This window comes from Fodinicola feengrottensis (assembly GCF_010993775.1).
In the GTDB taxonomy this organism is placed as follows: Bacteria; Actinomycetota; Actinomycetes; order Mycobacteriales; family HKI-0501; genus Fodinicola; species Fodinicola feengrottensis.
Genome location: NZ_WOTO01000025.1, coordinates 1 through 20,096, shown reverse-complemented (window position 1 = coordinate 20,096; position 20,096 = coordinate 1). Strand labels below are relative to the sequence as shown.

At 66.5% G+C, this 20,096-nt stretch carries 20 protein-coding genes and 2 pseudogenes; 10 read left to right on the top strand and 12 right to left on the bottom strand.

Annotation, left to right across the window (positions count from 1 at the left end; all coding sequences use genetic code 11):
* Positions 1–43 precede the first annotated feature (43 nt).
* The 5 genes from GNX96_RS22650 to GNX96_RS22630 all read left to right on the top strand — a co-directional run bounded on the left by GNX96_RS22650 (position 44) and on the right by GNX96_RS22630 (position 4,926).
* Complete coding sequence (locus tag GNX96_RS22650) at positions 44–478, top strand: DUF1330 domain-containing protein (RefSeq protein WP_163569607.1); 435 nt, start codon at positions 44–46, stop codon at positions 476–478.
* 865 nt (positions 479–1,343) lie between these two features.
* Positions 1,344–1,694, top strand: coding sequence for a hypothetical protein (locus GNX96_RS22645; RefSeq protein ID WP_279581187.1), 351 nt, complete (start codon positions 1,344–1,346; stop codon positions 1,692–1,694).
* 341 nt (positions 1,695–2,035) lie between these two features.
* Positions 2,036–2,542, top strand: a complete 507-nt coding sequence (locus tag GNX96_RS22640; RefSeq protein WP_163569605.1) for a MauE/DoxX family redox-associated membrane protein — start codon at positions 2,036–2,038, stop codon at positions 2,540–2,542.
* Positions 2,543–2,553: 11 nt separating this feature from the next.
* Positions 2,554–3,084, top strand: coding sequence for a TlpA family protein disulfide reductase (locus GNX96_RS22635; RefSeq protein ID WP_163569604.1), 531 nt, complete (start codon positions 2,554–2,556; stop codon positions 3,082–3,084).
* Positions 3,085–4,107: 1,023 nt separating this feature from the next.
* The gene (locus GNX96_RS22630) at positions 4,108–4,926 is read left to right on the top strand and encodes an ABC transporter ATP-binding protein (RefSeq protein ID WP_163569682.1); all 819 of its coding nucleotides are present in this window, start codon (positions 4,108–4,110) and stop codon (positions 4,924–4,926) included.
* 62 nt (positions 4,927–4,988) lie between these two features.
* On the opposite strand, the gene GNX96_RS22625 is transcribed toward GNX96_RS22630, so the two are convergent.
* The 5 genes from GNX96_RS22625 to GNX96_RS22600 form a co-directional block, all read right to left on the bottom strand.
* Entirely contained in the window at positions 4,989–5,225 is a 237-nt protein-coding gene (locus tag GNX96_RS22625) for a hypothetical protein (RefSeq protein WP_163569603.1), read from the bottom strand.
* 301 nt (positions 5,226–5,526) lie between these two features.
* On the bottom strand, positions 5,527–5,769 hold the full coding sequence (locus GNX96_RS22620; protein ID WP_163569602.1) for a S26 family signal peptidase: 243 nt from the start codon (positions 5,767–5,769) through the stop codon (positions 5,527–5,529).
* 318 nt (positions 5,770–6,087) lie between these two features.
* Entirely contained in the window at positions 6,088–6,540 is a 453-nt protein-coding gene (locus GNX96_RS22610) for a TlpA family protein disulfide reductase (RefSeq protein WP_163569600.1), read from the bottom strand.
* Positions 6,541–6,630: 90 nt separating this feature from the next.
* Complete coding sequence (locus GNX96_RS22605) at positions 6,631–6,825, bottom strand: hypothetical protein (protein WP_163569599.1); 195 nt, start codon at positions 6,823–6,825, stop codon at positions 6,631–6,633.
* Positions 6,826–6,956: 131 nt separating this feature from the next.
* A complete protein-coding gene (locus GNX96_RS22600; RefSeq protein ID WP_163569598.1) occupies positions 6,957–8,069 on the bottom strand; it encodes an alkene reductase in 1,113 nt (370 codons plus the stop codon).
* On the opposite strand from GNX96_RS22600, the gene GNX96_RS22595 reads away from it, so the two are divergent.
* The gene (locus tag GNX96_RS22595; protein WP_279581186.1) at positions 8,068–8,559 is read left to right on the top strand and encodes a MerR family DNA-binding transcriptional regulator; all 492 of its coding nucleotides are present in this window, start codon (positions 8,068–8,070) and stop codon (positions 8,557–8,559) included. The two genes, GNX96_RS22600 and GNX96_RS22595, sit on opposite strands and share 2 nt — an antisense overlap.
* A gap of 242 nt (positions 8,560–8,801) precedes the next feature.
* Here GNX96_RS22595 and GNX96_RS22590 read toward each other — a convergent pair whose 3' ends face one another.
* The 3 genes from GNX96_RS22590 to GNX96_RS22580 form a co-directional block, all read right to left on the bottom strand.
* Positions 8,802–10,151: an FAD-binding protein gene (locus tag GNX96_RS22590; protein ID WP_163569597.1), complete on the bottom strand. Its 1,350-nt coding sequence runs from the start codon at positions 10,149–10,151 to the stop codon at positions 8,802–8,804.
* Positions 10,152–10,401: 250 nt separating this feature from the next.
* A complete protein-coding gene (locus GNX96_RS22585; protein WP_163569596.1) occupies positions 10,402–11,574 on the bottom strand; it encodes an N-acetylmuramoyl-L-alanine amidase in 1,173 nt (390 codons plus the stop codon).
* Between the two features lie 151 nt (positions 11,575–11,725).
* Complete coding sequence (locus tag GNX96_RS22580; protein WP_163569595.1) at positions 11,726–12,499, bottom strand: helix-turn-helix domain-containing protein; 774 nt, start codon at positions 12,497–12,499, stop codon at positions 11,726–11,728.
* Here GNX96_RS22580 and GNX96_RS22575 point away from each other — a divergent pair.
* Positions 12,498–13,820: pseudogene (locus GNX96_RS22575) on the top strand (M20/M25/M40 family metallo-hydrolase). The gene GNX96_RS22580 and the pseudogene GNX96_RS22575 sit on opposite strands and share 2 nt — an antisense overlap.
* 7 nt (positions 13,821–13,827) lie before the next feature.
* Here GNX96_RS22575 and GNX96_RS22570 read toward each other — a convergent pair.
* The 4 genes from GNX96_RS22570 to GNX96_RS22555 all read right to left on the bottom strand — a co-directional run bounded on the left by GNX96_RS22570 (position 13,828) and on the right by GNX96_RS22555 (position 17,563).
* Positions 13,828–15,039: an MFS transporter gene (locus GNX96_RS22570; RefSeq protein ID WP_279581185.1), complete on the bottom strand. Its 1,212-nt coding sequence runs from the start codon at positions 15,037–15,039 to the stop codon at positions 13,828–13,830.
* Positions 15,040–15,100: 61 nt separating this feature from the next.
* A complete protein-coding gene (locus tag GNX96_RS22565) occupies positions 15,101–15,484 on the bottom strand; it encodes an NYN domain-containing protein (RefSeq protein WP_163569594.1) in 384 nt (127 codons plus the stop codon).
* Positions 15,485–16,247: 763 nt separating this feature from the next.
* Entirely contained in the window at positions 16,248–16,448 is a 201-nt protein-coding gene (locus tag GNX96_RS22560) for a DUF5703 family protein (protein WP_163569593.1), read from the bottom strand.
* 191 nt (positions 16,449–16,639) lie between these two features.
* Positions 16,640–17,563, bottom strand: coding sequence for an aldo/keto reductase (locus GNX96_RS22555; protein ID WP_279581184.1), 924 nt, complete (start codon positions 17,561–17,563; stop codon positions 16,640–16,642).
* Between the two features lie 148 nt (positions 17,564–17,711).
* Here GNX96_RS22555 and GNX96_RS22550 point away from each other — a divergent pair.
* The 3 genes and pseudogenes from GNX96_RS22550 to GNX96_RS54260 all read left to right on the top strand — a co-directional run bounded on the left by GNX96_RS22550 (position 17,712) and on the right by GNX96_RS54260 (position 19,705).
* A pseudogene (locus GNX96_RS22550) lies at positions 17,712–18,777 on the top strand (LLM class F420-dependent oxidoreductase).
* Positions 18,774–19,523, top strand: a complete 750-nt coding sequence (locus tag GNX96_RS22545; RefSeq protein WP_279581181.1) for an undecaprenyl-diphosphate phosphatase — start codon at positions 18,774–18,776, stop codon at positions 19,521–19,523. Before GNX96_RS22550 ends, GNX96_RS22545 begins: the two are co-directional and overlap by 4 nt.
* On the top strand, positions 19,520–19,705 hold the full coding sequence (locus GNX96_RS54260) for an undecaprenyl-diphosphate phosphatase (RefSeq protein WP_279581180.1): 186 nt from the start codon (positions 19,520–19,522) through the stop codon (positions 19,703–19,705). The genes GNX96_RS22545 and GNX96_RS54260 overlap by 4 nt, the downstream gene beginning before the upstream one ends.
* The last annotated feature ends 391 nt before the right edge of the window (positions 19,706–20,096 follow it).

Genomic DNA, 20,096 nt, shown 5'->3' with positions numbered 1-20,096 from the left:
AGTAGCGTCTTGACGGCTCATAGGTGAAGCATACAATATTTATATGAATGCTTTATGTATCTCTCGTCCCGAACACCGCGCCTCACCCCGCACTCGGCGCGGGAGGGGATCCGTCGCCGGGATCGAGCGATCTGAGCGTGAATTCGAAGTCGGACGTGTCCGGCCGAACACAGGAGGTTTCCATGGCCAAGGGGGCTACTGGGTCAGTGTCTACCCCGCTATTTCCGACCCTGAGACGCTGATTGCCTACAACAAGTTGGCTCGTCCGGCCGTCCAAGCTGGGGGCGGACGGGTCCTGGCCCGTGACGGCCGAGTCGTCGCCCACGAAGCCGGAATCACGCAACGCGTCGTTCTGATCGAGTTCGACAGCTTCGAACAGGCCGTCGCGGCGTACGAGAGCGAGGCTTACCAGGACGCGCTGGTGGCCCTTCCCGACGGCTTCCAGCGCGACTTCCGCATCATCGAAGGCATCGACTGACCGACAGGCTCAGCCACCGCTGAGCGTCCGTCACCTGATATGCACACGGTGCTGAACGACGACTCACGAGACGAACTGGGACGCAGTACCCCCCGCGTCCCAGTTCATCGTCGACTTCCTGATCCCTGTTGGGCGGATCGAAGGAGCGAAGCGACGTCCAGGCTGGCTGGACTGTCTCGCTGACCCCGTCGACGAAACTCACCCTCGCCCGAAGCGAACCGTCACCCCGTCGCTGGTATACGCCCTTCGGCGAAACCCGGCCACCCGCCGTCGGCGATCCGTGGCCCACCACTCTCGGTTTCGTTAACGGCACGACCAGTATCCCGGTTTTCTGAACACCGCCACCACGTTGTCGTGGATATTCGGGGCATGGTGTTTTGCGGCCAGTAAAAGGATCCCAGCTTCCGGACGGTCAAGTTACTGTATGTGGTCGAGATTGGAACGTACTGCGCGGCAATCGCCATCAAAGACCCTCGAATGTGGTCGCGGCTGTTCGACTCGCCAGAACTGGGAGGTCGAACATCGGCCAAGGCAGGTAGCTTGTTCAGTTCGCGGTATAGGAACTGGAGGGTGGGTTATCGATCGTGACTGGCGCCGTCGATCGCCAACTGTGAATCTTCGTCATTTCTTCTTCTGCGCTGGACAGCCGAGATATCTGTTACCAGCTGCTCGCGACGACTTCTGAGGAATGCCATTGCTGAGAAAGTACTCGGGTCCGTTTATGGTGGCTGCGGCGTGCGCGGCCCTGTTGCTGGTCTTCGCGACGGTCACTGTCCTGCGATCCGCACCATCGTCCGGAAGTTCGCAAGGATACTGTGCCACTCCCTCGCAGATGAACTTCTATCCCGGAATAAAGACGGGGCAGGTGCGGTACGGCGACGTGAGCATCGCCATCACGGCATGCAAGAACGCCTGGGTGAGTTCCTGGCTGGTGGATGCGTTCCCGATCACCAACGCCGTCGGCTTGACGGCTCGGCATGAGGTGCTGACCCAGCGGATCAACGGTCCGATAGACGAGAACGGCCGGAGTATCACGATCAGGATCCTGATCAAGTTCTGCCCGGGAGGGCAGGTCTGCAACTACGGCGGGATCTGGGATGTCGGCTACGTGTTCAGTCGGGACACTGACCAGAATGTCCTGGTGAGTGACACTGTGACACGTGTCGACGACGGAAAGCTCGGGTACGAGCTATACACCACACCCAAACAACAATGACGGCGCGCGACAAGTTGCGCGAGACGGTAGAGATGGTGATGGTGTTGCGCTGAATGACGCGCGCCATGATTCTGTTGGCAATAGTCGAGTCCTACGTCAGCTGCTGCTCATCGTCGAACCGGACTTTCCCATCTCATCGTGCATCCGCCGGCAGCGTTGGACGCCGTTGTCGCCGCCCGTCACGAGATCGTGTTCGGTGGTGAAACCGATGAGCACTGCGGCAGACCTGGCGACCGCGCTGGTGCTGCGGATAGCTGGTTGTTAGCGAAAAGTTAGCGGCTCCTGCGCATATTCCTGCCGGTGATCCTGGGCCGATGGGCCCCTGCGGCGTGGAGGAATGAATGTCGACAGCGGCGCTGACCCTGCGGGTGCTGCTGGCTGTTGTTCTCGGCTGGAGCTCGGTCAGCAAGCTGACGCCCAGCGGCCGGCGCGGCCTCAGCGACATGCTTACGCAGCTTGGCATCGGCCGGCAGGCCGGTTGGGTCGGTGGTCTGTTGATCGTCGGCGAGGCCACCTCGGCCGTGCTCTTGCTGCTCCCATGGACGGTGGTCGTCGGCGCCGGGCTGGCGACCGTCCTTATGGCCGTACTCACCGCCGGAACAGTGCTCATCCTGCGCCGCCGGTTGAAGGTCACCTGCGCGTGTTTTGGCTCGTCGAGTACGACGATCGCGCCGATCCACGCGGTACGAAACGGGTTGTTGCTGCTTGGCGCTGCCGTCGCCGCGAGTCTAGGACCGGATGTCCCAGCTGACCTGGTGACCGCCGCGGTCGCCGTCGCCGTCGGTGCCGTACTTGCCATTGTCATGACCCGGTTAGACGACTTCGCGTTCCTGCTTTCGCCTCGCTGATTGGATTCCTCATGGCTGCTATGGCTGTCGCGGTGGGCCTGCTCGCCGTCCTCACCCTGCTCAATCTGTTCATCCTGCTCGGTGTCGTCCGCCGCCTCCGTACGATGGCATCAGACAAAGAAAACGAGGCACAGCCTGAGCTACCTGCGGTCGGCGCGACGGTCGGCGCCTTCGCCGTCACCTCCGTCGACGGGACGGCCGTCACCGAGGCGGACCTCAGCAGCGGCGAGTCGCTGGTGCTGATGATGTCGCCGAGCTGCCAGCCCTGCAAGGAAACCGCGGCCAAGCTCGAGAAGGACCGTGCCGACCTACCGGAGCGTACGTTCATCCTGCTGCGGGCCGAGCCGGACGAGCCGGAGCTCGACACAATGCTCACGAAGCTTGCCGGGATCGGGACGATCGCGGCCTTCGACGGCACGGCCGGCGTCGAGGACGCGTTCGGCAGCCGCGGCTATCCGACTGCTGCGCGAATCAAGGACGGAGTGGTCGTCGCATCGTCGATCAAATATGCCGACGTACTGCCTGACCACGTACCAGCGTGAAGCGCAACAACCTCCCGACCAGCCCTGCCGCTCTTCTCGCGGCAGGCTGGTCTGCTCTCGTGCTGGGTTGGCGAGCATCGGCCCGCTGCTCGATCGGCCGGCTCGCCCTGACCCTGGTCATCGCGGCCAGCGCGCCAGTCGCCGCCTGGTACGGCAAGCTGCTCGTTGATGAGTTGGCGCTGGGACGGTCCGGCCAGGCCGCTCATGTGGTGTTCTACGCCGTCGCGGCCGCGATCGCAGCGGCCGTCGGACTGCTCGGTCAACAGCTGACAACGTACCTTCTCGGCAGGCACAACGCCGCCATCACCTTGCGCACCGAGAGCGACCTCTTCGAGAAGGTCTGCGGATTCGTCGGCCTGCGCTACCTCGAGGACCCTGGCTTCCAGGACAACCTCATGGTCGCCGAGAGCGCAGCGTCACACGGCCCCAGCAGCATCAACGACTTCGCCGAAGGCAGCACTCGCGCGGTCATCTCGATCCTCAGCTTTCTCGGCATTGTCGCGGTCGTGTGTGGCCCGCACTTGCGGTCGTGTTGCTGGTTGCAGCGGTTCCTGGTCTGGTGGCGGAGATCATGCTGGCCAACCGCCAAGTGGTGGCCAGCCTGGCGATCTCGCCGCTGCAACGGCGGCGATTTTTTCTACCGGATGCTGCTGACCAGCGAACAGGCCGCGAAGGAAGTGCGGCTGTTTGGCCTCGGCGACCATTTCCGCGGCCTCCAACTCGATGCGCTGCGCCGCTCGCAGGAGGTCACGCTCGGGCTGGCCGGTCGGACAACGGTCGTGCAGTCCGGCCTGAGCCTGCTCGGCGCGGTGATCTCCGGCGTCGCAGTGGCGATCGTCGCGCTGCGGGTCGTACGCGGTGAGCTGACGCCTGGCGATGTGCTGCTGTTCATGGCGGCCGTCGGGAGCGTACAAGCCGCGCTGTCGGATCTGGTCGGGCGGATCGGGTCCGTGGTCGAGTCGCTCAAGTCTTTCCAACGCTATCTGGAGGTGATGGCGCTGCCGGCGGTCAGCCAGCGGCGAGCTGGTCGCTCCAGACCTGAGCACCTGCGTACGGTTCGACGACGTCTGGTTCCGTTACCATCCGGACGGTCCGTGGATCCTGCGCGGCGTCAGCTTCGAGATCGCCGCCGGCAGTTCCCTTGCGATCGTCGGCGTCAACGGTGCTGGCAAAAGTACGCTTATCAAACTGCTGTGCCGGTTCTACGAACCCGAACGGGGCCGAATCCTGTGGGACGGCATCGATCTGCAGCAGATCTCACCAGAATCGCTGCGACTGCGGCTCGCCGCCACGTTTCAGGACTTCATGTCGTACGACCTGCCGGCCCGCGACAACATCGGTCTGGGTGACCTGTCTCGGTACGACGACATGAATGCGATTCGTGCTGCTGCGGTACGCGCGGATATTGATAACGCGATCGCAGCGATGCCGCGCGGCTACGACACGATGCTCAGTCGGATTTTTTTCTTCGCCGAAGACGACGAAGACGAGCAGGAAGCCGGTGTCAGTTTTTCTGGCGGCCAATGGCAACGCCTGGCACTCGCGCGGTCATTGATGCGTGACCGTGCCAGCCTGCTCATCCTCGACGAGCCGAGCTCGGGGCTGGATGCCGAGGCCGAGCATCACATTCACCAGACGCTCACGGAATTTCGCAGCGGCCGTACGTCCATCCTCATTTCGCATCGACTCGGCACCTTGCGCAATGCCGACCACATCGTGGTACTCGACGGCGGACGGATCACCGAGCGAGGCGACCACGACGACCTGATGGCGTGCGGCGGCGTCTATGCACGGCTGTTTACGCTTCAGGGACAGGGATATCAGCCGGCAACAGTGCAATAGTAAAGGTGAGCACGTCCGGTCCGGACGTGCTCACCTGTGTTGCTAGCAGTCACCTGTTTCTTTTACAGGCAGGCTCCGACAAATTTTCCTACCGAACAAACCGTCGTCTTGCCGATCGTGCACTGGCCGTTGCAGTTGTTCACCTTGTGCGAGATGAGCGCCTCGTAGCGCCTGCGGTTCGCATCGCACACAAAGCCAGGAACGCAGTTGTCGCACGGCTCAGGCGGAATACATGCGGCCGCGGTCGTCTGTGGCACCAGCCACCGAACCACCGCGTCGGACAGTTTTGTGATGGACATTCTTTCCCCTTCCGTTGGGATAATTCGACAAATCCGTGCCGTTGTCAGCAGGTCCCGCCGACCACCGGCGCCTTGCATTCGGTCGTTCTGTGCAAGACGCATTGACCGAGGCAGTTGTAGGCCAGGTGCTGGTAGTAGAAGACTGTCCAGCGGTGGTTGTAGCAGACCCGGGGATTGGGACGACAGGCGTCACAACCATCGGGTTGAATACACGCGGCCGCGGTCGTTTGTGGCACCAGCCACCGGACCATGGCATCGGACAGTTTCGTGATGGACATGGAATCCTCCACTTTCCTCGGGGTTACAGGACAAATCTTTGGCCGCTATGCTTGCAAACGGCGTACGACAACACCAAGCAATGTGTGTCGGCATGCAGATAGCCGACCCGCCGTGAGTCGTAGCTGCGCGCCGAGTTGTCGCCGAGCACCACAAAACGGTCGGCTGGTACGCGTGCGCCGGCGAGGTGCGGAACCTCCGCCGGCACCACGTCTCCGGGGAGCGCGACCGCGCGTTTGATCAGCCACGGCGGATCGTCATCGGCCAACTCCGCTGGTGGCGCGAAAAACGACGAGCTGCCGGCGGCGTATCCAACGAAGCGGTACTTTGACCACGAGTACGCGGTCGCCTGGACTCAGCGTCGGCGCCATGCTTTCGCCCACGACCGTGACCGCGACGAGCCGCGCCCCGTACGACCAGGACGGCACCGACGACGCCGAGCAGAACCAGGCCGAGCAGGACAAAGCCGAACTGGGCAACGCTGAGCCCGATCATGCTGGGACGGGGATCGCCAGCGCACCAAGCTTGCTGCCGCTGGCGAGTACGAGCCCGTCAGCGTCAACGAGCGCGAAGGACGGGAAACCGTCTACGCCGACGCCGCGGCGACCGGGCCGTTGTCGTTCTCGCGTACGACCCGAGCGACTGGCGCGAGCTTCGCGACGTACTCGGCTGAGGCATCCGGCGTGCCGGCAACAACCGCGAGGACCTGATCGCGGTCATGGTTCGCGGCCTGCTCGATGAACAGCGGCATTCGCTCCTTGCACGGCGAGCACCCCGGGGTGAAAAAGCCAACCATCGTGGTGCCGGTCATCAGGGCGCGGCTGAGGTCCGCGCCGTCGACGGTGGTGGCGGTGAACTCCGCGATGCGCTGGCCCGTGGCGTACATCGGCGCGGGGCGGCGGTTCTGGCCACTGTCACCGAGTTGGGTGTTGAGGATTTCGGTGTGCTCGCGAAGCCTGCGTACGATTCCGATACATAACAAGAGGTTGACCACGCTGAGAGCGCCGACAACGGCGACCGCGGCGACAACTGCGGACATTTGGTGCTCCTGAGTACTGGTGCGCCTGCGAAAAGGTCCCCAGTGACCAACCGGCCACTGGGGGAGAACCGGTGGTGATAATGGGTTTTCTCAGCAGTAACCGCGGTAGCAGACGCCACAAACGGTCTTGCTGCAGTCGCAGTTGTCGCGACAGTCGCGGATGTAGCCGGCCGGACAGCCGTACCTCGTGCAGTAATAGTCGTTGCAGGCACACGCGCTTGCGGTGGTTTTCGGTACGAACAGAGTCAGCAGCCGGTCGCTCACGAGGCCGAGGGTTTTGGTCACGGTGTCTCCCGTCGTAGATGGACGGAAGCCGAGTTTTCCCGGGTGCGCGCTAACACTGGGCTAACACTGGGCTAAGTTGACCTTTGGGTACGGGCATCGGCACCTCAGGGTCAGTGATGAATGCGGCGCAGTCACATACCGTTGATCGGGTCGTACGCGTCGACCAGGTCGATCGCCGGGTAGTCGGCGTAGCCGCTGGGGCCAGGGGTGTAGTGGGTGGCTTCCGCGGCTTCGGCAAGCGGTGCACCGACCGCTATCCGGATCGGCAAGTCGGGGTTGGCAAGGAACAGCCGCCCGAACGCGACCAGATCGGCCGCTCCGGAGGCCAGCAACAGTTCACCGGTCGCGGGGTTGGTCGGCTCCGGCGGATCGTAGTTGCCGATCAGCGTTCCTGACCAGACTTGGCGTAACTCAGTGATCGCTGGATAACGGCCTTTTTCCGACAGATGAAGGTACGCCAGGCCGCGCGAGTCCAATGTGGACACCAGCGGTGCGTAGAGCGCTCCGGGATCAGATTCGTGCACGTCGTTCTCGGTGTTTCCGGGCGACAGTCGAAGCCCGACCCGGGCGGCCCCGATCGCGCCGGTCACCGCGTCGACCACCTCGATCACGAACCGGCGGCCGTCGGCGTACGCGTCCGAGCGCAGATTTGTGTTGTCTCCGAGGAATTGCTGGAGCAGGTAGCCGTTCGCCGCGTGGACTTCGACGCCGTCGAACCCGGCGGCCAGTGCGTTCCGGGCAGCGTCCGCGTACGACCGCACGGTTTCGGCGATCTCAGCGAGCGCCATCGCCCGGGGTGTCACGTAGTCGGCCTTCCCGCCTGGTACGTGCAATTGTCCCGGCGGCCGGACCGCCGACGGCGCGAGCGGCGCCGCCCTGCCGGGCTGGACGGACGGGTGGCTGACCCGCCCGACGTGCCACAACTGCGCGAAAATCCGACCGCCTGCGGCGTGTACGGCCGTGGTGACGGTCCGCCATCCGGCCACCTGGGCGGCGGTGGCCAGGCCAGGCAATCCCGGCCCACCGATGCCGGTCGAGATCGGCCAGATTCCTTCGGTGACGATCAGGCCGGCGCTGGCGCGCTGCGCGTAGTAGGCGGCGGCGAGTGGGTGCGGTACGCCTGCCGCATCGGCGCGTCCGCGGGTCATCGGGGCCATCACGATGCGGTTCGGCAAATGTAACGCGGCCGAGTCGTACGGGCGCAGCAGGGGATTGGTCGGGGAATAGGTGGTGGTGTCGGTCATGTTGCGAACGCTAAAGGGTCACGTTGACGTGATGGTCAAGCGTTGTGAGGACGGCGACATGAAGATCGGCGAACTGGCTCGCCGCACCGGTGTCAGCGTTCGGGCGTTGCGCTATTACCAGGAGCAGGGCCTGCTGGCGCCCACCCGCGACGCGAACGGCTACCGTTGTTTCGCCGCCTCGGACGTGTCACGGGTGGCGACCATTCAGCTGCTTTTTTCGACCGGCATGAGGAGCAGTTGCGTTATCGAAGCCCTGCCGTGCATGACCGGCGCTACCGACGATGCCGCCCCCGCGCTGGTGAAGAACCTGCTTGTTGTCCGTGAGCGGCTGGTATCGGACATCCAGCACCGGACCCGCTCCCTGGCCGTACTAGAGCGAGTACTGGCCTCAGCCATCCCCGATTCAGGTCCCGCGCCGGTATTTGAGGGCGGCTATGACGATTGCATTGTGCGTACGACGACACCAAGGACTGCGTTGCCGTCGAAATAGCCACCGCGCCGGGAGCCGAAGCTCGTTCCTTGCGTTGCATCGGTAGACGATCTCGCCGTCGCAGGCGCCGGTACGGGGAGCGACGAAGCTGACAAGGCGATCGGCGACGGCGTTCAGGGCTGTGCGCATAGGTCGTATCCTTTCGCTCGTGGACCTGGAAAGGTGCGACTGGGGAGATGGATGCCCCAGTCGCACCGAACCGTCGTACAATGCCGCTTCAGATCCGCTTCACCGATGTTCCGCTAAAACGGCAGGTCTTGGCCGAACACTCCAGGACCAGGTGTCAGCAATCCAGCAGGGTCCGACTTTTCCTTCAACGCCACCAACTCCGGCCAGCGATCGCCGTAATGGCGGGTCCAGTCGGTTCGATCAAAATCAACCGACTCGATCGGATAGCGCCGGCCTCCCAGCGCACGCGCCTTGTCGTAAAGGTGCCTGTTCCGCCGGACCATCTCGTGACCGAACGCCACGTCGCCGACCGCGCCGGAGGTCATCAAGGTGAAGAGATAAACCCAGTCGCTGCCATCTTCGTCGGCCAGCCGCAGCGACGGCCGGGTCAGCTTCGAGCGCCGGTGGACGTACATCAGCACGAATCCAGCGTCCCCGACATCGGGTGGCCGCAAGGACGGCACGACATCTCGTACGTACGCCTCAATGGTCGACTCCGGCAGCCACAACGTCACCCACGGCTTGATCCGGTTGTCCCAGTCGAGCGCCTCGCGCAGCTGGTCGACGGCGACGTCGATGCGGGTGACGTGCGAGAGATAATCGTTCTCGGTCACCACGGCGCGGTCCGGTAGCTGCGTCAGGCCGCGCAGCAAATGGGCGTCGTCCGGTGGATTATCCGTGTCGTAGAAGGTGAACGCGTTGAGGTGGTAGGTCTCCCCGTGCTCACCGGGACGCCACCAGTCGCCATAGATCTCGGTGATTTCCCCACGGCGTACCAATGTCCGGACGTCCTCGAAGAAAGCCGACGGATCGGTGTAGGACAGCTCGTGTCCCCGTACGTTCGTGGGCGCGGCGACCAGTCGTCGTACGGTCGCTTCGGTGATGATGCCGAACTGACCGAGTCCGCCCAGCACCGCCTCGAAAAGCTCGCGGCGATGGCTGGCCGAGCACCGGACCAGTTCCCCGGTGCCGGTGACGACCTCGAGCTCCAGCACACTGTCGACCTGTGCGCCGGTCTGGTACGCCGGTGGGATGCCGCCGAGCGACAGCGTGCCACCCATCGTGAGTCCGATATAACCGGTCAACGCCGGCGGTGTCAGGCTACGTGGGTGCGCTGCCCTGGTCAGTTCGAGCCAGGTCGTGCCGGCGCCGACGACGGCGTGGTCGGCGCCGATCGTCCGGATGCCGGCCAGCGATCGGCTCTCGATCAGCAGGCCGTTTACCAGGCCCTGGCCGTTCGTCGTGTTCGCCAGCCCACGAGCGGCGACTGGGATCCGGTGCCGCCGGCAGAACCGGATCATCTTCTGTACGTCAGTGACTGAGCCCGGCCGCAGCACCGCGTGCGGCAGCTGGGTCAGATAGCGACCCGGCGTCCTGCGAGTCCTGCCGCCGCGTCGGATCGTCGAGGTGGACAGTGCCGTCAAGTGGCGGCAGCGCCTGCACTCCGGGGCCATCGCTGGCCCAAGCACGCGCGCCCGGATCGAATCCGGCTACCAAGGCACCGATTCCCAGCGCTGCGAGGACATGGCGGCGACTCCCCATCGGCTCGCTCCCGGTTTCGCTTGACTGGGCGCGAACTTTACCCGTTTCGGTCGCCTCAACCCAGGTTTGGCGCAGTGTTGGGACCCTCCGGCGGCCTCGTACGGCGGCCGAACGGCGCCTTGTCGGTGAAGCTCAGATCCCCTGGATGGCGCGGGAGGCGAGGTCTCGGATGTTCTGGATGGCCCGCATGCCGCCGTCGCCGGGGCAGTCGGTGTTGCTGGTCTGCCGGTGCGGCCAGACGGACGGCAGGACGACGGTCACTTCGTGGCGGTACATGGTGTTCGGGCCGCCGGTCATGCTGATGGAGCCGTGGGCGTCCCGGTCGTACATGCCGAGTTTCCAGCCGAGCCAGGTGGCCGCGGTGTCGCGCATGATCTGCGGTACGTCGTCCTTGACGAAGCTGCCGAGCATGGAGATGCCGCCGGACCGGTAGTTGAAGCCGCCGGCATGCGCGCCGATGACCGGCCGGTCGATGCCGCCGTAGCGGCCCTCCCAGAGCCGGCCGAACTTGTCGACGAGGGCGTTGTAGCCGATATCGCCCCACCCTCTGGTGATCGAGTGGAAGTGATAAATGGACCGCAGGATGGCTGGTACGTCGTCGGCCGTGTAGTCGTTGGACGTCTCGGTGTGGTGCAGGCAGGTGGCCTGGAGGGTGTCCGAATACTCCGGTTTCCAGTGCATCTGCGTCTCGTCGGCCTTCCAGGTCGCCCGGCTGAGTACGTCCGGGCGAGTGGCCTTGTCCATCAGGTGCGGTCGCTGGCTGACCTGGTGATCGGAGGCCAGCCGGGCCGGGTTGACCAGGGCCAGCCGGATATCCCGCGGCGAGCGGGCGCCAGAGCCGGAGACGACGACCTCGATGCCGCGGGCGTTGCCGGTCCACAGCGGCTCGGTGCCGGTCCGCTCGCGGGCGGCGGTGTCGAAGGCGTCGTCGACACCGATGGCCTGCCAGCCGGACCAGCGACCGGCGGCGTCGATCGTACGAGCGGCGACGGAGACCTCGCCGGCGTAGAGCTCGGTGGGCTTCTCCGCCGCCCAAGTGAGCCCCAACAACGCGAAAGGCGGGATGTCCTGGGAGCGGTACCGTACCGACCGGACCTCGGCGGCGGACCGCATGAGCCGCATCTTCGGCGCCTCGCCGGCCGTCGGTACGCCGGCGGGCACTCCGGTGCTGGCCGTCAGGCCGGCTGCCGGCCGGTCCAGGTGGCCGAACTCGACCTCGTGAGCGCTGGTCGCGGGCGTGGGCGGCGGGCTGGCCGCGGCCGGGCGGGCGGCGCCGGCCACCGCGAACGGCGCCAGCGCCGCCATCGATAAGACGCTCCGTCGTTTCATCTGATCCCCCAGAACTCTCAGAGTGACTTGGGGGAGTATGTCCGATATAAGCCTTCTGTGGCTAGAGTGAAAGATGAGAAAGTCTAGCTGAGCTACGTGTTCACCGAGATGCGGTCCGCCTCGATGATCAGCTCTGCCAGCTCGGTGAGCTCGGTTTCGGTGAGGACGGCCAGGCAGCCGGCGAACGCGACGCTGGTGGTCTCCTCAGCCGCGTTCCAGCGTCGCTGGAAGTCCGGTACGGTGCTGGCCCGGCGCTGCAGCTGCTCGATTTCTTCCGGCCGCCAGTCCGTTTGCCGCAGCCGCGGCAGCCCGCCGGTCGGGGGTCACCGATAACGGCGATCGGTATGTCCAGACCCGCGGCCCGCAGCGCCGCGAAGTGCAGGCCGCCGCGCAGCTCCCTGAGCAGCATCAACGCGTATCCGGCGCGTCCTGGGCCGGCCGCCGGCCGGTGGGCGGCCCGCCAGCCGGCGAACAGCGGCAGCGCGGTGCTCTCGGCCCGGTCGATGACCTTCTCGGCCACCTCCACCACCTGGTCGGCGCGCTCCAGCCCGCTCAGCGCCTCGGCACCCCAGGACGTACAAGCACCGGCGTACGCGGACACCGCGGCAGCCGCCGGAAAGGCCGCGGTCTCCGCCCAGATCCGCTCGACCAGCCAGTGCGGGAAAATCCCGAGCAGGCTGGTCGCCACCGGCGAGGGCACCTCCCCGACCGCCCCGATCCGGCCGCGGAAGTAGAGCCCGGTGGTCGGAATCAGCTGCGCCCGCGCCGCGGTTGCCAGCTGATCGCCGGTCATGAAACGGCCGCCCACCCTGACCAGCGAGGCGGCCGTGGAGCGGGACACGTCCAGGGTGATCGACATGCCGACATGGTCGCAGGTCCGGCATGCCAGGATCGAGGGCATGCCGAACACCGTCACCGCCGAGGACGAGGTTGTCGACCTGTGTCGCGACCTGATCCGGATAGACACCAGCAACACCGGGGACACCGCCACCAGCGCGCGCGGGGGAGCGGGTCGCCGCCGAGTACGTGGCGGAGAAGCTCTCCGAGGTGGGCCTGGAGGTCACCCTCAGCGAAAGTGAACCGACTCGGGCGAGCGTGGTGACCCGGCTGACCGGCGCGGATTCCTCGAGACCAGCGCTGTTGCTGCACGGCCACCTCGACGTTGTACCAGCGCAGGCCGCCGACTGGCGGCAGCCGCCGTTCGCCGGCGAGATCACCGACGACGGCTACCTGTGGGGCCGTGGCGCGGTGGACATGAAGGACATGGACGCGATGATCCTGGCGCTGGTACGCCAGTGGCGCCGGGACGGCTGGACCCCGCCGCGGGACATCGTGATCGCTTTCTTCGCCGACGAGGAGGCTGGCAGCACGTACGGCGCCCACCACTTGGTCGACACGCGGCCCGAACTCTTCGACGGAGTCACCGAAGCGATCAGCGAGGTCGGCGGTTTCAGCGTCAGCCTGGACTCCGACCGGCGGCTCTATCCCATCCAGGGGGCGCCGAAAAAGGCATCGGCTGGATGAAGCTGACGGCCACCGGCCGGGCCGGGCACGGCTCGTTCCTGCACGAGGACAACGCGGTCACCACGCTCGCCGAAGCGGTGGCCCGGATCGGCCGGCACCGGTTCCCGCTGCAGATAACGGACACCGTCGAGGCATTTCTCCGGGCCGCCGCGGCGGAGCTGGGCATCGAGGTGGACCTGGACAATCCCGAGCTGACCGTGGACAAGCTCGGCCCCATCAGCAGGATCGTCGGCGCCACCCTGCGCAACACCGCGAACCCGACGATGCTTTCGGCCGGTTACAAGGCAAACGTCATCCCCGGCAAGGCCGAAGCGGTCGTCGACGGCCGCTTCCTGCCCGGCACGCAGGAGGAGTTCGAGCGGATCATCGACGAACTCGCCGGCCCGGACGTGACCCGCGAGTGGATCAGCTGCCAGCAGGCGCTGGAGTTCCCGTTCGAGGGCGCGCTGGTCGACGCGATGGGCGCGGCGCTGATCGCCGAGGACCCTGGCGCGCGGCCCGTCCCGTACATGCTCTCCGGTGGCACCGACGGCAAGGCGCTGCACCGCCTCGGCATTCGCTCGTACGGCTTCGCGCCGCTGAAACTGCCCGCGGACCTGGACTTCGCGTCACTGTTCCACGCCGTCGATGAGCGCGTACCCACCGAGGCGCTGAAGTTCGGCGTACGGGTTCTGCGCCGGCTGGTCGAGAACTCCTGAGGACTGCTCAGGTGGCCTCGATGGTCGGCTTCAGGCGCGCCCAGGCGAGGGTGGCGGGGACCGAGATGAAGAGCCCCGCGAAGGCCAGCGCGGCGATCGTGATCGCGCTGGAGCCGATCAGCTGAGCGACGGCACCGCCGGCCGCGATGCCCAGGCCCTGCGACACCCGCAGGCCGGTACGGAAAACGCCGTTGGTGCCGCCCCGGAACTCCGGTGGCGTCCACGTGCTGACCGCGGAGATCACCGAGATGTGGTACGCGCCGGTGGCGCCGGCCACCACGAGCAGGATCAGTGCGACCGGCAGGCTTGGCCTGATGAAGAAGAGCACCAGGGTCGTGAGCGACGCCGTACACAGGATCCCGACCATCCGCAGCCGCGTCTGAGCGTGAAAGAACCTGGACAGCACGTACGCACCGAGAATGAACCCGAGCGGGTCGGCGGCGAGCAGCCAGCCGACCGCGGCCCTGCCGGCGTGCAGTTCGTCGGCCAGTGGCGCGGCCAGGCCCTCGGCGATCACCGCCAGCCCCACCAGCCACGACAGGATGAACATCACCCGCATCCGCGGCTGCTTGAAGACCCAGCCGCTGGAGGCGAACCAGCTGGTGAACTGGCCGCCTGGCGAAGGTCGCGGGGAGAGCAGGAACCACACCGTCAGGGCGGCGAGTACGCAGGTCGCCGCATCGATCGCGAGCGCGGGGGACGTACCGATGGCGGCGATCAGCAGACCGCCGCCGGCCAGTCCGACGAGCTGGATCGTGTTGTTGCTGATCTGCCGCCGGAGATCCTGCGATCGGACGTACGTCTCGTCGCCCTCGATGACCTCCCGGGCCAGCGCGTTCTGGGCGGCGTTGGCCGGCGCCAGCAGGAACTGGGTCAACACGACCAGGACACACAGCACCACCAGCGGCATGCCCGGGACCGCCATCAGCCCCACGCAGACGGCTTGGCCGCACGAGCTGACCACGAGGACCGTACGGCGGGGGAACCGGTCGGCGATCTGGGACAGTCCGAGGCCGCCGGCGAGCGCTGGTAGGAAGGTCAGTGCGAAGACCCCGGCCGCCCACAGGGCCGAGCCGGTCCGCGAGTAGACGAGCACCATCAGGGCGACCTTGGCGAGCTGGTCGCCGGCGGTGGACTGCGACTCTGCCAGCCAGAGCGCGCGGAATTCTCTATTGCCCAGGACATCGCGCATGCGCGGCCGGGTGAGGACAGTGGTCACCTGCGCACGTTCTCACGTTGTAAACGGAACGTTGAAGCATTTGTTGAGATGGAGTAATCCTTTACACAGCGTCCAGCTGCGACCACAGCCAGCTGGGGGACTCGGTCTCGGCGCCCACCGCGTGGACCCGCTCTCGCAGTGCCCGGTCGGCGGTGACGACCACGGTCGGGCCGACGCTGGCGGACGCTTCCGCGCGCTCGACGATGGTGTCGTCGCCAGAACCGGGCGCGGCGAGCACGTACACGTCGCCGCGGTCGTCCTCGGCGACCGGGGGCGGCGGCGCCTCGACGACCAAGATCACACCGCTGACTCCCTCGGGTTGGTCGGCGATCCAGTCCTCCAGGTGATCGCGCAGGCGGCGGGCCGCGCCCACCCGGTCCTTCCACCAGCCGTCCGGCCGCGACCCCACCACGTTCGCTCCGTCGACCACGACAATCCGTTCCATCGCGATAGGGTCGCAGGTTCCCCCGCAACCCGGCAGGAAGGGCCTCGGAGTGAGCGAATTCAGCGATGATCTCGATGTGGCACTGGAGCGCGTCATCCACGCGTCGAAGGTGCACCTGGACGCTGTGCGGTCCGGCCACGAGCCGGCGATCGCGGAGGCTTTCAGCGAGCTCGCCGCCGCGTCGGAGGTCTACGGCGCCCGGCTGCGGTCCGCCACCGGCGAGGTGACTCCCTGGCGGCCCGTACGCGCCTCCCGGCGCAAGCCCGACCCGGCGACGCTGGTGCACGACGGCATGACCGTCTCGGTTCGCAAGCGCCGCGACTACACGGTCCCGAACGTGGATGACCTGCTCGCCGCCGCCACCGACATTCGCAACGACACCTTCTCGGCCGGCGGTGCGGACGTGCACTGGTCCGACCTGGACGCGGACATCTCGGACGTGGGCGAGGCGATTTACGAGCTGCTGCAGGCCGCCGACGGCTCGCTGGCCGGGCTGGACATCCCAGAGCTGTGGGCCGGCGCCGGCCTGATCATGGTCAACGCGGTGCCGCGGCCATTGGACCTGACAGAAGACGACGACCAGGAGGACCTTCCGTTCCTGCTGGGGCCGCCGTACGGCCGTACTCATGCGCATCGACGAGCAGGTCCAGCCGGCCGATCCGGAACAGCGGGACCCGTTCGACGACGACGGCGCGTGACCGCTCGCGTGGACATCAAAAGACCGGCCGCTGTCGGCGTGGGCAGCGACCTCAACCTCAGGCTGTCAGGTGGACAGTCCGGGTTGCAACGGGCTCGTACGCCGCCGCCGGAGCAGGACCTGGCGGGTCCCGTCCGCGAACAACCGCAACCGCGCCAGCTCCCAGCCGGAGAACTCGGCCTGGATCGCCAACTGGGTCTGCGCCGTCGCGGTGTCCGTATGAGGCGGAATCCGCAGCGGGGCGTACTCGTAGTCGGGTGGAGGCACGCTTCCATCCTGCCTGTTAACCGCCCGATCGTCTCCCCGACACCGGCAGTTTTTTTCGGTCAAGAGAGCCCATCCAGCGATCCGCCGTCGCCGCGGAATCGGACATTTCATCGCTCCAGGGGAGCGGCGCGAAAATGTCCCACCCGCCGCGAAGACTCGAATTCGGGGGCGGCATTTTCGGCGCCCAACCGTCAACCAGCGCGTACGGGTGAGGAAACGTCGTCGAGGGCCGCCGTGATCTCGGCCGGCAACGTGAGTTCCTCGGTGTCGAGGGACACCACGAGCTGTCCAGCCGTACGAGCGCCGACCACCGGCGCCACCACCCCAGGCCGGTCCCTTACCCAGGCCAGCGAGACCGCGAGCGGCGACACACCCAATCCGTCCGACGCGGTCGCGACCGCTTCCACGATGCCGGCCGAATGGTCGTCCAGGAAGCGGCCGACGAAACGGTCGAAACGGGATGAGGCAGCCCGGGAGTCGGCTGGTACGCCGCCGCGGTATTTGCCGGTGAGGACGCCACGGCCGAGCGGTGACCACGGCAGCACCCCGATGCCGGCGTCCCCGCAGGCCGGCAGCACCTCGGTCTCGGCCCCGCGAGCCAGCAGCGAGTACTCGACCTGGGCCGAGGCCAGCGGCGTACGGCCCGGCCAGGCGGCCTGCCAAGTGGCCGCCTTGGCGGTCTGCCAGCCGCTGTAGTTCGACACTCCGACATAGCGGACGCGTCCGGAGGAGACCGCGATATCGACGGCCGCGAGGGTCTCCTCCAACGGCGTACGGTCATCCCAGGCGTGCAACTGCCAGAGATCGAGATAGTCCGTGCCCAGCCGGGCCAGCGAGGCGTCCAACGCCGACAACAGGTGCCCGCGGGAGGCGTCGAACCGACGCGGATGGTCCGGGCGCGCCACCGCCTTGCTGGCCAGCACCAGCTCGGCGCGATCGATCGACTCGGTCAGCAGCTGGCCGAGAATCCGCTCGGCCGCACCACCGCCGTAGACGTTCGCGGTGTCGATCAAGGTCCCACCGGCCTCGGTGAAGACCTTGAGCTGAGCCCCCGCGTCATCGGCCCCGGTGTCGGAACCCCAGGTCATCGTGCCCAGCGCCAACCGGGACACCATCAGGCCGGTGCGGCCGAGGCTGCGCGCAGTTCCATGCTCGCGGACGCTACCGCCGCCCTGGTGGATCACTGTGCACCGACCCGCCATAGGCTGCACGGCGTTACCCCGCGTCCTGTTCCGGGGACGGGTTTCGCGGCCGAAGATCGGCATGAAGGAGACAAGCGTGCGGCTGGCGGTGAACCTCGGTTACTGGGGAGCCGGGAACGACGCGGGCAACCTGGCCCTCGCTCGGGAAGCCGACAAACTCGGCTATTCGGTGGTCTGGGCGGCCGAGGCGTACGGGTCGGATGTGCCCACCGTGCTCTCCTGGATCGCCGCGCAGACCAACCAGATCGACATCGGCGCCGCCGTCATGCAGATCCCGGCTCGTACGCCAGCGGCCACCGCGATGACCGCGGCCACCCTCGACACGCTGTCGGGCGGCCGGTTCCGACTCGGCCTCGGCGTGTCCGGCCCGCAGGTTTCCGAGGGCTGGCACGGCGTCCGCTTCGACCACCCGCTCGGCCGTACGCGGGAGTATGTCGACATTCCGGATGGCGTTGAGCCGCAAGAAGGTCCGATACGACGGCAAGCACTACCAGCTGCCCTTACCCGACGGCCCCGGCAAGGCGCTGCAGCTCACCGTGCACGGCGCCCGCCAGGACCTGCCGGTATACATCGCGTCGGTCGGCCCGAAGAACCTGGAGTTGACCGGCGAGATCGCGGACGGCTGGCTGGCGATCTTCTTCGCGCCGGACTACGCGCCCGAGTCGCTGGCCTATGTGAAGGCCGGCCGGGAAAAGGTCGGAAAGACCATGGAGGGCTTCGACGTGGTGCCGTCGATGGGCCTGGTGGTGGGCGACGACCTGGCCGCCTGCGCCGAGCCGCTCCGGCCCAACGCAGCGCTCTACATCGGCGGCATGGGCAGCCGGGAGAAGAACTTCTACAACCAACTCGCCGTACGAATGGGCTACGCGGACGCCGCCGCCAAGGTGCAGAACCTGTTCCTGGACCGCAAATATCGTGAGGCGGCCGCCGCAGTGCCGCCGGCCGAGTTCGTCGACTCGACGTCGTTGATCGGCCCGAAAGAACGGATAGCCGAGAAGATGCAGGCGTACGCCGAGCTGGGCGTCACAACGCTCAGCATCTCGCCCTCGGGCGCGGACATGGACCAGCGGATCGCCGCGCTGCGGACCGCGGTTGAGGCACTGGACCTGGCGGGAGTGGGCGAATGATGATTCTCGCGGATGCGGTGACCGGCGACCCGGCCAACCAGCTGAACTACATCCAGGCGGTCATCCTCGGCATCGTCGAGGGGGTCACCGAGTTCCTTCCGGTTTCTTCCACCGGCCACCTCACGGTGGTCGAGAAGATCATGGGCCTGACCATCGACAACAAGGGTGTCACCGCGTTCACCGCGATCATCCAGGTCGGTGCGATCCTCGCGGCGGTCCTCTACTTCATCAAGGACATCGTCCGGATCGTCGTTGGCTTCGTCAAAGGCATCTTCTCCGCCGACGCCCGCCAGCAGTTGGAGTGGCGGTTCGGCTGGGCGATCATCGTCGGATCGATTCCGATCGCCGTCGTCGGCCTGCTCGCGAAGGACATCGTCACCGGTGCCCTGCGCAGTCTCTGGTTCGTGGCCGCCGGCCTGATCCTGTGGTCCGCGGTGATGGTCGCGGCCGAGTGGTATCACAACCGATTGACCGCGGAACCGCTGGGTCGGCACGGGCCGGACGACAGCGGTGTCCGCCATGAGGACCAGGTCACCATCATGGACGCGCTGCTCATCGGCCTCGCGCAGTGCATCGCACTGGTGCCGGGAGTGTCCCGGTCCGGTGCGACGATCTCGATCGGCCTGTTCCGGCACCTGGACCGGGTCGCGGCCACCCCGCCTGTCGTTCTTCCTGGCCATCCCGGCGCTCAGCGCGGCCGGCCGGCCTGCTGGAGGCCGTGCAAGCCCGCAAGGACATCTCCGTGACCGGCGGCTGGGGACCGACGATCGTCGGGATCGTGGTGTCCTTCATCGTCGGGTACGCCTCGATCGCCTGGCTGCTGCGACTGGTCGCCAAGCACCCGATCAGCGTCTTCGTGCCGTACCGGATCGTGGTCGGCGTCGCGGTCATCCTGCTGGTCGCCACCGGCCTCGTCGCGGCCGTCTGACCGGCACCTTTTCCCGACGTAGGCTGGGCTGCGATGACAACGGTGCTGCTGGTCCGACATGGTCGTACGATCGCCAACGCGACCGCCGTGCTGGGCCGGCTGGGATCTCCTCCGCGGCGTGACCTGGATCTCTACCGTCCAGGCGCCAGGCCGCGATCTGGCCGAGCGGCGTCGTGGGCCTTGTCGCGGTGGTGGCAGAGCCCGCTGGAGCGTGGCCAGCAGAACGCGGGGCGCATGCCGTTGGGGTGCTCGTCGCATTCTTGCGTATCGAATATTCACAACCGACGACGTTTTTTGTATTTTGGCCGGTACGGCGTAGCCTGACCGGTCTGCCAATCAAGGAGCTAGCCAAGCCGCTTTGGAAGGTCGGGACAGCAGCACCCATCGGCGG

Excerpts from the sequence above, each read along its gene's own strand:
- GNX96_RS22610 (WP_163569600.1), bottom strand. The coding sequence starts at position 6,540 with ATGTCCGCAGTTGTCGCCGCGGTCGCCGTTGTCGGCGCTCTCAGCGTG.
- GNX96_RS22625 (WP_163569603.1), bottom strand. The coding sequence starts at position 5,225 with ATGTCCATCACAAAACTGTCCGACGCGGTGGTTCGGTGGCTGGTGCCA.
- GNX96_RS22545 (WP_279581181.1), top strand. The coding sequence starts at position 18,774 with ATGATGATTCTCGCGGATGCGGTGACCGGCGACCCGGCCAACCAGCTG.
- GNX96_RS22640 (WP_163569605.1), top strand. The coding sequence starts at position 2,036 with ATGTCGACAGCGGCGCTGACCCTGCGGGTGCTGCTGGCTGTTGTTCTC.
- GNX96_RS22580 (WP_163569595.1), bottom strand. The coding sequence starts at position 12,499 with ATGCCCTCGATCCTGGCATGCCGGACCTGCGACCATGTCGGCATGTCG.
- GNX96_RS22585 (WP_163569596.1), bottom strand. The coding sequence starts at position 11,574 with ATGGCGGCGCTGGCGCCGTTCGCGGTGGCCGGCGCCGCCCGCCCGGCC.
- GNX96_RS22600 (WP_163569598.1), bottom strand. The coding sequence starts at position 8,069 with ATGACCGACACCACCACCTATTCCCCGACCAATCCCCTGCTGCGCCCG.
- GNX96_RS22595 (WP_279581186.1), top strand. The coding sequence starts at position 8,068 with ATGTTGCGAACGCTAAAGGGTCACGTTGACGTGATGGTCAAGCGTTGT.
- GNX96_RS22635 (WP_163569604.1), top strand. The coding sequence starts at position 2,554 with ATGGCTGCTATGGCTGTCGCGGTGGGCCTGCTCGCCGTCCTCACCCTG.
- GNX96_RS22555 (WP_279581184.1), bottom strand. The coding sequence starts at position 17,563 with ATGGTGTCCCGGTTGGCGCTGGGCACGATGACCTGGGGTTCCGACACC.
- GNX96_RS22650 (WP_163569607.1), top strand. The coding sequence starts at position 44 with ATGAATGCTTTATGTATCTCTCGTCCCGAACACCGCGCCTCACCCCGC.
- GNX96_RS22565 (WP_163569594.1), bottom strand. The coding sequence starts at position 15,484 with ATGGAACGGATTGTCGTGGTCGACGGAGCGAACGTGGTGGGGTCGCGG.